Consider the following 13,181-nt stretch of genomic DNA (forward strand, 5'->3'; position numbering starts at 1 on the left):
ATAGAAAGAAAGTTGAAAAAATCAATTCAGCTATGTATTTAAATAGAGTTGGAAATATATCGTGAATATGGAGTGGAATACAGAACTTTTTCTCCTTTTAATGGGATTTATTATCATTTTAGTCATTTTAATTGTTATTATTGCGAATTTGTGGCAGAAAAATCGCACTGTTCAAGCCTATCAAGCAAAATATCCTTCCCGATATGTATGTTTGGATGGAGATGTGGTACGTTCTATTTCTGAGTGTTTAGTAGATAATTTTCTTTACAGAAATGGAATAGCACATAAATATGAAGATGTGATTGTAAAATCAGCAGCTCATCAATACAAATATGATTGGTATTTGCCTGATCTAGATCTTTATTTGGAATTTTTTGGATTTTCAGGAAAAAAATATAAAGAAACTATGGAAAAAAAGCGTAAATTTTATCGAACTAACCATCTCTCAATGATGGAAATTATTCCAAGTGATTTATCCGATTTAAATACAAAGTTAAAGGAAAAATTTGGAAAGCAATGGGAGAAAATTGCACATGGCCGTCATTGTCCTCATTGTGGTGAAATTTTGGATGATCGTGTGTAGATTTGTTTAATTTCATTGCGAAATCTTTATCTACTTATCTGACTTAACAATTTTTCCTTCATTTTTCCCACCTACTAAAATTTCCTTAACTTAATTATTAAATGTATTACAACAAGATTAATTCAATTTAAGAAAAAATAATCACTCTGTTGTCTTTTATCTCATTTTAGATTATTTTTTAATCTCAACAATATTAATATTCCTAAAATTTATTCCGAAATTATACAAATTCTTTCTTAACATTATTTTATTATAGAAAATATAAAAAAATGGCGATAAAATCGCTATTATGGAACTTTTTACTGCGATTCAACAAAGTAAAAAGTCTACTAATCATTCTAATCTCGATTTATTGAGTAACTTCTTTCATGTACTGCATTATATCTGTGTAATTTTCCCGAATAGGAAGTTATTTTTTCTAATTTTTCTAGGCACCCAATTGCAGTTCCTACAATCGAGATCCATAAAATTATTCTAAAAATCCCTGATGGATCGAAGCTCCACTGAGAAAACATGCGAAGAACCTCAGGAATGTCAACAGCCCACAAAAATCGCTGAATATAGAAAATTTGTACAATAATCATTCCTAATATCAGCAATTGTTGAGTACGAATTCTCTGAATTCCAGCAAATACTTGAGAAATTTTGATAATTGCTTCAATCATACCCAACATTCCACACAATCGTATAAATTCTAAGAATTCTGGAGTAAATTGATTATTAATTGCTTCGATCGGTTGAATTATCATCATAATTGCCCAGAATGCACCCCAAATACCTTCACTTAATAATGATTTGGTATTTATTGGAGATTTTGTCCTCTTTTTTGATTTTTTGGTTTCAAATTCTATATGAATTTCTTTACTTATAGCATTCTTTATTTTTAACGTATCTTGACCTAAATCTTTAGGAAGATAGCCTTGCATGCTTAATGCAACAAAAATAATTGTGATAATTACAAAAGTGGGCAAAATGGAATTCCATAATCCGCCAAATATCCCTATGAAATTCTCCCAAAAAGGTACACTGAGTATTTGAGCAAAGAATACGATTAGATTTATAGCCGCTAATGAGACTACAGCAATGGTAAGCACTTTCTTGTAAATCTCCCACCATTCTTTAGTGATATAAATATAAGGAGTTCCTCGCTTTTTATATTCACGAGTAATACTTTCAGGTGTTCCCATCAAGTCAATTGCTTGTTGCACATGAACTAAGGTGATTTCACCTCCCATTGCTAATTCTTCTGCTTTATCCCAGATGTGTTCTTCTAATTCGTTTAGCACTTCCCGTTTTTCAAATTTATCATCTTTCAGCCATCCAGGAAGTTTTTCTTCTACATCTTTTAAAAATGCTTTAATTTCTATTTCCATATTATATTTATTCATTCTGATTTTCCTCCATTGTTTTATTATTTGCGATATAACCTTCTAAATTAAGACCACATACTTCGCAAAATCTAACATCAGGTTGTGAAATATCGATAATATTTGCGCAATTCGGGCAAAAAAAGTTGGTTTCATGTAATTCCACCTTCATCTCAAATAAGGTTGACATCGATTCAATGAGTTTATTAAAAAACCCTGTGAGGTGATTTTGAATGCGTCGACCTTTTGGTGTAATATAATAATATTTTCGCGGTCGATTATTGACAATTTTTCTATCTGCTTGAATTAAAGCATCTCTCTCTAATTTTTTTAAAAGTGGATATAATGTTCCTTCTTCAATAATCAACATCTGCTTAGTAGTTGCTTCAAGTTCTTGTAATATTCGATAACCATAGATTCCCTCTATAGAGTGATTATCGATTATTTTTAGTACAGAAATGGTTGAGATGCCTCGTAGTATCTCAGATTCGGCTTTCTCGACAAAGTTACGAAAATCTGAATCACTCATGAGGCTATCGGATTGAAAAGACTTTATTCTTTTAATCATATTATTCACCATATACTATGCCACTCAAGGTATAATACTATATTATTCAAGGTATACCACATATATAAATCTTCTATTGGTCCAATTTTTATCATTCCTTTTCTTTCTTCTATTCTGATTTCTGATAATTTTAATCACTTGAATAAAAAATTAATCATATAGTATTTCTTATTTTATGAGCTTGGAAAATTACCGAGATATTGGCTAATTCTTTTATAGAGGATGTTTCTTATAGTCAATGAACAATGATTTCTTCCAAATCAGAATTTAAATCAATTGAAAAGAAAATTCTAATAGTAATTGTTTTTTATATTATAATTATTCTAAAAGTGTTCACTCTTGTTATAATTTTACTTAATCCTTGAGAAACTCGAATAATTCTTGCACTTCGCCATTTCCTTTAGACTTTTTCTTCAAATTTATTCGCTTTTTTTTTTAAAGGATTTTTTTGGTATAGAATAGAAATATCTATGGAATTACATTATTATAAAGAAAGGGATAAAAAAATATATGAAAAATCAATTGTCATTAACATTCGTTCAATTGGTTATATTCATCTGCTTAAATCTATGGAAAAAAATCCTGCAAATCTAATCCAAAGTATTAATTGCTTTAAATTCCTGTATTATGAAATTCAACACTTCTTAATAGAAAACCGAAAACAAAATCCTAAAATCTTGTATTGAGTAAGATTCCCCGCAGATTAATATGTCCGCACTCTTTTTTGAAATATTTCAATAAACTTATTCGTACTAATCTGAATACATTGCCATTCATTCTTACTCTCCAATTGATTTTGAGCATGGCCCTAAATAAAGATAAATTTGTACAAAAAGTAACAATAATCAAAATTTTCATTAGTTTTATTAGAATGCTAGCACCAAGATAGAATTAATTTAAATTAATCAGGGAAATTTTAATTCTTTTAAACAAAACGCAGTCAAGGTGTAAAATGTGGAATTACGCAAAACTATTATATTCTTTTATGGAAGTTACGGATTACTTTTCTTATTTGCCATAATATATCGCTTATTTCTTCCAGTCGTAACCATTCCGTTTGTTATTTCAGAATTAGATAAACAAGTTTCATTTTCAATGGATTTGGCAGAATTAATGGATATTATATTGCTGGGTATTGTGTTCTCTGTAAATACCTTACATGTTTTTGAAATTTTAGAAGACCAAATTCCTACAAAGCGTTATTGGCGCAATTGGTATAAAACACTTTTTATTACATTTTTGATTATTTATAATTTTGGAATAATTTCTCATATGATTGCCAATCAACTTAATGAATTTATGCATTCAATGATTGATGAAGGAACAGTAATTCCTCCTAATTCTACATTAGAACAATTACAGTTAGGGTTGTATTTTTGGGATGAAATTGCTTCTCATTTCTTTACTGGATTGGGATATTTTATGATGATCCTCCTTTTTTTAAAGATGGAACGAAAAATAGACACAAAAGATGAGTATAACAGCAAAAAAGATAAGATTCTTCGCTTAATGAGCTTTTTTATTGGTATTGGAAATGCTTTTGGATTTATAGAAGGTCAATGGGGGCTAGTATTTAGTGGATTATTAATTCTCATTTTAATTCTTATAATAATTCAATTGATCAAATCAAAGAAGCATACAAAACCGTTTAATGTATGCTCTCTCTATATGATTTTTGGGTATCTAACATTTCTTATTATATATACAATAATAACCGGAATTAAGCCAACTTATCCATATATATATCAAATTTCAGAAGTTATACATTTTCCCTTTTAGATACTTGCTTTGATCTTATATCAATTCTTTTTTTTCTTGTTCAATTTTTTTCTTTGGTTTTGGTGCGAATAAGTTTTTCTTCTTTATATTTTTCGTCTAATTTCTCTAAATAATCATGAATTGCCACACTTTGAGACTTTGATTGAATTTTTTGAAGATTTTTCATTATAGAAATTGTTAATTCGGGAGTTGTTTCTATAATTGAATTAAAGCTGGAAAAAGTCCTAAGTAAAACTGAAGAATTGGAAATTCTGCAAAAATTATATAAAATTCCCAATACCGTGTTTATTTTTACAGGAAAAGAATTGATTATCTTGGGTATATATTGAATTACACCCAAAGCAAAATTCTCATTTTTATATCGGCTGAATCGATATATTAACTTGATTACTTGAAGCTTTTTCTCTGCTGTTTTTAGTTGATCGAAATTGTTGAAATATATATTTAAATATTCAATGAAAATGTCGAATGAATTATTTCTGTACTGATATTCTATTATTTTAATCAAAATCTCTGAAAATTTAGGTAACATATCGGGATTGTCAAAGAAAATGGAATGAATTAACTTCAATACTTGTGAATCTATTTCCTTTTCTTCAATATAAGAAAAATTAGAGAGTATTAAAAGTATTTGTCCTACTATCTTTTCTTTTGATTCCAAATCTGAGATTTTACATATTTGTTCTTTATATATTTTCGAAATTTGATGTAGAATAAGCTTTTTTGTTGAAATTTCTGGTACCCAAAGTGTCTTTTGGTAAAATTTTATTCCAATAAATAGCGCCTGAGGATGAATTGATATTATTTTCATTGCTATTTTTAATGCTTTCTCAGTTAAATTAACTGATTTTTCTTTGAGAATTTGCGCCAAAGATGCAAAAATATAACTGAATTCGATTGAAAAAGAAATAAATTGCTCTAATACATTAAGGTATTCTTGTTTTAGTGCGATTGAAGATAATTGTTTCGGTTTAATTTTAAAGAAATTATCCATTTGATTCTCAATTAAGCGTTGAAGTGATTTATCTATATGCGAATAATCACTATGGCTCGATCTAATATTTTCTAAAACTTCCAATCCATTAACCAGCATATTTGATAATAATTTTAAAGCAACAAGACCTACTTTTTCATTATTTGATTTTAATAATTTAAGTAAAATAGAATGAAGTCTTTTATCTTTGTAGATACCAGGTAATTTTTGAAAAACATCCAATATTGCAACCTTCACATCTGAATTGGTTGATTTCTGCAGAGAATTTTTCAGAAACTTTATAAAAATCATTATATCAGATGTGTTTTCTAAGATGAAATCAATTAAATCCCAGATGAATTCAATATCGATTGATTTTTTCCATGAAAGAACATTTACGATTAATGGAAATATTTGATATGACCAAAATTGAGGATCAATTTGATCTTTTACTCGCTTTTTATTATATCTCCTTTGAATATGTTTAGGGATGTATAAATCAGGTTGGATATGCGCACATTTTCCTAAAATTTTCACTATTGATATATGTACATTTACATCCTTAATTGAAATCAATTTTATAATTTTTGGATAAAAAAGTTTATGTTCTTGAGGTATATAATCGAGTATTTTGGATATAAAATCTAAACTTGTTTGAATTAACTGGATCGAGTTAGTACTCAAGAAATCATTGATTTTCTCTTTCAGCGCATCATAATTACACTCTTTTTCAATAATCGATGCAACATCTTTTATTTTTTCCTTTCGTAGATCTTCAAATATTGGTAAATCTATCAGAGAACTTTCAATTGAGAAGGGAGATTTGGCTTTTTTATCAAGTAAAGCAATTGCATAATAGCTTTTAATAGAAAATATTAATCCTTCTCGGATATCTTCTTGTAGTAAAGAAGTTGTTTGAAAATAATTCAAATAACGACAGAAAAATCCAAAGTTTGCAAATGCACCAATTTTGAATAAATCTGTAATATAATTTTGAAGTTTCAACTCTTTCCATGGGGTGGATAAAAGGTTTATATAAATCTGTGAAGAAGTGAATAGCTCTCCATTATTAGGAACAACTGCTGCAAAATAATCTTCTAACGCAATTAACAATTCTCTTTCCTTATTATCCATCTTTTTTTGACCTTTCATAAGGGGAACACAAATATCTTCAACAGTTTGTTCAATTTTTGGGAAAACAATAGAAATTTGAAAATTTGATAGACAAATAATGATTTTTTTCTTAAGTTGTTCTTCACTATTCTTTAAAATGTTAAATAAACCTTTAATATACAAATGGCTTTTTATTATTTCAGGATTAATTTTCATCATAAAATCAAAAGAAGCAAATAAATTCTCTAATATTATCTGATTTTCCATCTGTGATAGTTGTAAGCTAAATGGGTGAATGTGGACCAAGTAATGTTGTAAACTTGTTGAGGAAAATAATGATCCAAAAGAGATTGCAATTTTTTCTTGAAGAAATTCTGATTCTGTTGATAGTAAAGGTTTAATTTTCTCAAAAATATAATCGAATTGATTCTTTTTTTCTCCCATAATTCGAATTGCTGCTCCAAAAAAGATCAATTTCTCTTCATCTTTGGAGAGTTTTTCCAAATTGAAAGTATTGAAAAATTTTTCCATCAATCTTGAATTCTTAATCGCAATCTGAGAATTAACAGTTAAAATTGATTTTTTCAAAGCAAAATCTGCATGGTAATACAATTTTATTCCAATCTCAAATATTTCTTCTAGTTGGTTAGATAAGATCTTCAAATTTGCACCTACAATATCAAATACGCCTTTTTGCAAGAAAAGATTTTCAGAATTAAGTAGATGCATAAGAATTTTTTGAAGAGAAGAAGGATGTATATGACTAATGTTTTTAACTAATGAAAGAATTAACTGCTCTCCAGATGTAGTTATTTTGGTGCGATATAACTCTTTGATTATTCGTTCTAAGTCAGAAGAATGCTTGGTAGTAAACTTATTTAAAATTGACTCGTAATCTGAAAGAATATCGTTGTTTACCTCCTTGTTTGAGGTTAAAGTGGAAACTAAGGGAAGTATTTCACTAATAGAGCAATTATCAACAATTTTTTCAAATAAATTAGTAATTATTTGATGAATTCGTATATCTTTGTCAATTAAGAGATTCTGTATAATTTTTATAAGAGTTGGATCCAAAATCTTTTCTTTTTCTTTATTTTCGGCTTTTTGAATCAAAATTATTTCATCGATTTGTTCAAATATGCTGTTTACAACCATAAACCTTAAATTTGGATTGGAATTGCGACTTAAAAATTCTATAGTTGGATATTCGCGATTTTTTATTGCCTCATTTAAAATATTGAAATCAATTTGATAACGCATTTGCTTATTGCCAAAAATATTATATGTTAAAAACAAAACTGTTAAAATATTTTGTACAACAAGCAAAGGACCAAAGAAAAATAAAACGATTTTTTGAAATTCTGGATCTGAAAATTCAAGAGTAAGGAAATGGAAATTTTCGGGAAGTACCCATGGCCATGTTGTGAGAATATTGAGAAATATGTTAAATGCAATACCTATTAAGATATAAGTTGCAAATTTAACTAATAAGGGGCGATTAAGAGGTTCTTTTTTAAGAAATTCAGATGAAAAACCTAATAATCCAAATCCTACTGAAGTAATAATAAACAGTATAAAATCTAAGGGCACAATTGAGGTAAAATACTTAAAATCATCTAATCCGTTTTGATCAACATGCAATACTTCGCGCATTATATTAATAATAAGATTTTCTAAAAATCCTCCTTGTAAATCCTTATAGCTTGTTGTAATATCCGAGTACTGGCCCCACAGAATAGGAAAATCAGAAATCAAACTATATATTGAAGATACAAGCGATAATATGCCTAACATCAATACAAATATCATTCCCCAGTGTTTAACCTTTCGTAAATATCTTGGTGTCCTTAAAACTCGAAAACTGTGAAATAAAATTTGAGAATTACCCAAAGTACTGTAATATATTAAGTATATCATCGGTCCTAGCATTAAATAAGGTATAAACACTAAGATGCGCTGCCACAATTGGGGATTTTCTGGGAAGAAATAGTTAAAATCAAAATTATAGCTAAAAAATTGAGTTACCAAAGATCCTGGATTGTTAATAATAATTATTGAGAATTCACTAAGTACATATGGAATTAAAAAAATAATTATTAGTAAAAATCCTAAGGCTGAAAAAATGGTAAAGGGAAAAGGGAAGCGTTTAATTATCTTTTGTTCAAAATACTGCTGGATTTCCATTGGGCCTTCAAGGGAACGCTTTGAAAGGGCAAAATATTCGATAACCACATAGATTATTGATAAAACAAGGAGAGTTAATAATGCAAAGGGAATCAACTGAGAAAACTGCCATGGTCGTGCCATTGCATCAATATAAACTAATTTTCTTTCTTGAATGGCAAAAATTGTGTTGATAGCCAAAGAAGATATAACTAATGCTGAGATAAAGGTGATTACAAGCGTTCCTGTTGCAATAAAAAAGATTCCTGAAAAAATATAATTCAATTTTCCAAACAAGCTTTCATGAATTGCAGTTTTATATTCTTTTGCAATAAATTGCCATAATAAAATGGCAGAAAAGAATGCAATCATAAAAACTAACATTACAGGAATATCAGAAAAGGTGATTTCAAATGTCAAATTTATCTACGCCTCCTTTGAGTAAATATTCCAGATACAAGAGCAACAAAGGAAGCTAACGAGACTCCAGCTACAGTATTTAGATTAAATTCAGGTAGATCAAGAACTTCTAAGATGGGATAATCTTTTGTTAATTCATCTGGTTTTCTAATATTCCAGAAGATTATCTTGCGTTGATACCTATTGGTAATTTCAAGTGTATTAATATCTTGAAAATGCTCAGCAATAGTGAAATTTATGTTATAAGAAAGTAATATATTTGATTTTTGGCCATATACCAAATAAAGTTTTAGATCTAGTGAAATATTATACCACGCTAAGTGATTTGGATAAGTACTGCCATTAAATAGGATATTTGCATCACCTTCTATAGTGGCTAGTAGTGTTCTTTCTCGTTGATTTTGGATGTGACCTGCGAGATTGTAATATATGACTTCATTATTCTGGGATTTTTCATTTACTTTTGAATCGAAATATCCTAATTCATTTAAGTAAAATATCCTATATTGCCCATTTATCAATATATCTGAAGTAACATCCTGCATTGATGCATTTTTTTCATTAAAAAGAACTTGATACCTACTCAAAGGTTGGCTTTGATTGATAACCCCTAAAATAAATCCACCAAAGGCTAAAGGAGTTTGAAATCCAAATTGAAGGACTTCTGGGTTTTGCTCTATTTCTTCTAAACTAACATTATTGGCATCATATTTCGAAAAAACTACAGTAGTAGTTCCTAAACTTGAATTAGTTACAATATCATCAATTTTGATCTCACTCCATTTAGTTATATTATGAAATCGATTTCCATGGCTATCTAAATCGTAGTGCTCGTTTTTATAGAGAAAAACATCCCCAGATTTAAAATCTGTTTCGATAGATTGTGGAGATTGTTGCGCCTGAATAAGCGAAAAATTTGAAAATAACACACTCATCCCTAAAATTAACGTAATAATTAAGCAAAATTGTATCTTTTTTCTCACAATTATGTCCTCTGTTTTGAATTGAAATTATACTAATACTTTTTCATTATACATAGCAATAAATATTAGCTTTGTGCGCTCTAGTAAAATATGGAATCATCCTTAGTTGAACTTGAATATGATGAAAGTGGACAAATTGCAACCATTTGGCTTAACAGACCTCCGAAAAAGAACGCTTTAAATTGGGAAATGTTTACCCTACTAAGCGATTACTTGGATATACTAAGTAAAAAGTCAGAAGTTCGAATAATATATATCAAAAGTCGAGTTAAAGATGTATTTTCTGCTGGAATTGATGTGAAATTACTCGCTGGGCTTGATCCTAACGCCCCAAAACTCAATTTAAAAGGTGCACCGTTTCGTTATATGATGCGTACCCAATTACAAGGAATTTTTTCAAAATTGGTAGCAATTGAAAAACCAACAATCGCAGTTATTGATGGAATATGTTATGGATCAGGTTTTGAATTGATTTTAGCTTGCGACTTTCGCTACGCTACTTCTAATTCCGTTTTTCAAATGAAAGAAGCCCAGCTTGGAATAATACCTGATCTTGGTGGTACCACAAGAATTACAAGATTAGTAAATCCTTCATTTGCGAAAGAAATATGTATCGCAGCGCGCTCAATCACAGCATCTGAGGCTTATCGAATGGGTTTTGTCAATGATATTGCACCAAGTATGGATGAACTTCTAGAAAAAGTGAATAGACTACATGAAGCAATCCTTAAAGCTGCACCTCTAGCAGTAGGGATGGGAAAGCATCTAATCGATAATCTTTATGGAGAATCTGAAGAAAAAGGATTGGATAGAGAAGCAATGACCAATTCTTTCTTGTTTACAACAAAGGATCATCAACGAGCAGTACAAGCTTTTCTGAGCAAAACTAAGCCACAATGGAAAGGAAAATGAAACTTTTCACTCTAATCACTCTTACTATTAAGATTAATGTGATTAATCTTTTTTCTTTTCGCTAAAGGTAATTCCTATTTGAGATGAACACCAGAAATTGGAACGAGATCTATGAAAAATCTTACAATTATCATTTTATATGGAAGTACATGGCTTTTTCTTATCATTCTTTATGGAACTGTGATTTTTCAGCAGCGATATATGTTAAGATGGTATGTTCCGAAAAAATTACGAATAAAGGCTTCCTTCTTTTTTTTACTCCTTTTTTCATATTCAGGGGTAGAAATTTCGTTTTTTCTATTGTTTGAAGGATTCTTTTTATCGCAATGTTTCTGTACTTTAATACTCTTATTTTTATTTTTATTTCCAATCTATTCAGGTTTTAAACTTAAGCGCTTTTACTTTGACAAAAATGCATACTTACCCAAATCTATTAAAAATTGGAATAAATTCGGCCCATATCTTATCCCTCATTCGATAAATCATGAGATTATCTCTATAATCTGGGGAATAAGATTACCTTATAAAAAAAAATCAATTAATCACAACGAGAGTGTACCTTCAGAATGTAAGATAATTGAACCTACTTTCACAATTCACCTTGGTGAACCCTTAGATTCGCTAAAAAAAGAAAAAGGGCGGATTATTGCAAAGAAAAAGGCACAGTATCTTTTAAGGTATGATATAAATCTTGATAAATATCCAACAGGTTTCTTTTATCGACTGAATTCTATCTGCCAAAAAAATGAATCTTTCCACATATCTGAGAAAATGGTTCGATATTTGCTCAAATCAAATTATATTTCCTGTTTTCAAAAAGAAAAGATTGAGATTGTGGCTATTAGTGATTCACATTCAGATAAAAATTCTATCCAATTAGAAGCTGATACTATAAAAATGATATGTCCAAATGCCGATTTAGTTATAAGTAGCGGAGATAATATTTCGAATGCATATTTATGGACCAATTGGGGCCGATTTTTTGCTCCATTTAGAGATTATTTAGCCACACGTCCTTTTTTAACATGTTCGGGAAATCACGATGCAGATATAAGAGTTAAAATTCGTAACTGGCAACGTCTGTTTCCCTATACTGAATCTTCAATATTTTCTCCAGATTTTTATCATAAAGATGATTTGTATTATTCTTTGGACTTTGGGTCTGTAATTCTTTTTTTCATTGATTTATATAATGGCGGTAGAATGCCGCGTATCCCCAATTCTAATCAAATGAAGCGATTTGTAAATGATTTAAAGAGATCTCAGATGGACAAGATAAAGATCTTAATTATGCATAATTCAATTTTTTGTACAGGTGAATTTGGTTGTGATAATGAATTAGCTGATATTTTTCTACCTATTATTGATGAATATAATATTTCTTTGGTGATATCTGGCCATGCGCATATTTTTGAAGCATTTTATCGAGTGAATCCTAAAACAAAATTGGAGACTCTTTTTATTGTTAATGGTGGCGGTGGAGGAAAGCTTGATGACATAATTTTACTACCAAAATCATTTGTTACTGTACCATATCGTTGGGAATCCCCTGTACATCGTGCTCAAATCAAACCTTATCTTGGAGGTAGATCTAATAGTGCATTTCGTAATGATGAAGCAGTTGAAAAATACCAGCAATTTGGTATTATTGAGCATTCTTGGGTTCGTATTCAAGTTAAAGAAGCAAAAATTAAAGTTACTGCTTTTGATTGGAATGGAAATGCACTGTATGAAAAACTAATATCTACTCTTTGTGGAGATTACCTGTAAATGAGTGCGAATTAGTGCGAATAAGTTTATGAATTATTTCATTAAGTGGATGTTTTAGTTATTATTCTTTTTTCCATGTAAAATAAGTGGCTATTACATCAATAGTTCCACCAAATATTAGTCCTGCAAAGAAAAATGGTAAATCAATAAATTGCTGAAAAAATCCATATCCAACTGATGTGATCAACCCAAAAATCGCGCCTCGAATAAAAGAATTGAGAAGATTTCTTTTTGATTTAATAATTACTAAATCACCAACAAAACCAATTAAAAGGCCCATAACAACGCGCTCATACCAAGCACCCCAAAGGTACACAGAAATACTGGGATAAACACCAGAGGCTGGAATCCTTTGAGAAAGACCGATTATACAGATAATTCCCATAATCATTCCTAAAGGAATACTGAGAAAAATACGTTTCCAGTTCATAATTTCTTTAGAGTTTTGGATATAATAAAGGATTTGCTTATAATTGTAAAAGATTTGAATGAATATGAATATAAATGAAAAGAGAATAAATGCTCTCAAAAAAAGTAAACGTAAAAATGT

General features: G+C 29.4%; 9 protein-coding genes. 4 read left to right on the plus strand and 5 right to left on the minus strand.

All coding sequences use genetic code 11. The annotated features are described in order from the left end of the window. Window positions 1–67 precede the first annotated feature (67 nt). Window positions 68–583 carry a hypothetical protein gene (locus tag ACXLDF_RS11210; protein ID WP_457558619.1) on the plus strand — a complete coding sequence of 172 codons (516 nt, stop codon included), beginning with the start codon at window positions 68–70 and terminating at the stop codon, window positions 581–583. A 338-nt stretch (window positions 584–921) separates the two neighbouring features. Here the strand turns inward: ACXLDF_RS11210 and ACXLDF_RS11215 are convergent, their stop codons facing one another. Both ACXLDF_RS11215 and ACXLDF_RS11220 read right to left on the minus strand, forming a co-directional pair. Further along, window positions 922–1,971, minus strand: coding sequence for an HAAS signaling domain-containing protein (locus ACXLDF_RS11215; protein ID WP_457558620.1), 1,050 nt, complete (start codon window positions 1,969–1,971; stop codon window positions 922–924). Continuing rightward, window positions 1,964–2,518, minus strand: a complete 555-nt coding sequence (locus ACXLDF_RS11220; RefSeq protein ID WP_457558621.1) for a PadR family transcriptional regulator — start codon at window positions 2,516–2,518, stop codon at window positions 1,964–1,966. The genes ACXLDF_RS11215 and ACXLDF_RS11220 overlap by 8 nt, the downstream gene beginning before the upstream one ends. A 954-nt stretch (window positions 2,519–3,472) precedes the next feature. Between ACXLDF_RS11220 and ACXLDF_RS11225 the strand changes: the two genes are divergently transcribed. Beyond that, window positions 3,473–4,297: a hypothetical protein gene (locus ACXLDF_RS11225; protein WP_457558622.1), complete on the plus strand. Its 825-nt coding sequence runs from the start codon at window positions 3,473–3,475 to the stop codon at window positions 4,295–4,297. 40 nt (window positions 4,298–4,337) lie between these two features. On the opposite strand, the gene ACXLDF_RS11230 is transcribed toward ACXLDF_RS11225, so the two are convergent. Both ACXLDF_RS11230 and ACXLDF_RS11235 read right to left on the minus strand, forming a co-directional pair. Beyond that, complete coding sequence (locus tag ACXLDF_RS11230) at window positions 4,338–8,966, minus strand: hypothetical protein (RefSeq protein ID WP_457558623.1); 4,629 nt, start codon at window positions 8,964–8,966, stop codon at window positions 4,338–4,340. Between the two features lie 2 nt (window positions 8,967–8,968). Then, window positions 8,969–9,949, minus strand: a complete 981-nt coding sequence (locus tag ACXLDF_RS11235) for a hypothetical protein (RefSeq protein WP_457558624.1) — start codon at window positions 9,947–9,949, stop codon at window positions 8,969–8,971. A gap of 90 nt (window positions 9,950–10,039) precedes the next feature. Here ACXLDF_RS11235 and ACXLDF_RS11240 point away from each other — a divergent pair, with 90 nt between their 5' ends. Beyond that, complete coding sequence (locus ACXLDF_RS11240; RefSeq protein WP_457558625.1) at window positions 10,040–10,861, plus strand: enoyl-CoA hydratase/isomerase family protein; 822 nt, start codon at window positions 10,040–10,042, stop codon at window positions 10,859–10,861. A 111-nt stretch (window positions 10,862–10,972) separates the two neighbouring features. Then, window positions 10,973–12,631 carry a metallophosphoesterase family protein gene (locus ACXLDF_RS11245; protein WP_457558626.1) on the plus strand — a complete coding sequence of 553 codons (1,659 nt, stop codon included), beginning with the start codon at window positions 10,973–10,975 and terminating at the stop codon, window positions 12,629–12,631. Window positions 12,632–12,692: 61 nt separating this feature from the next. Here the strand turns inward: ACXLDF_RS11245 and ACXLDF_RS11250 are convergent, their stop codons facing one another. Next, window positions 12,693–13,061 carry a hypothetical protein gene (locus tag ACXLDF_RS11250; protein ID WP_457558627.1) on the minus strand — a complete coding sequence of 123 codons (369 nt, stop codon included), beginning with the start codon at window positions 13,059–13,061 and terminating at the stop codon, window positions 12,693–12,695. Window positions 13,062–13,181: the final 120 nt, after the last annotated feature.

This window comes from Candidatus Harpocratesius sp. (genome assembly GCF_054039255.1).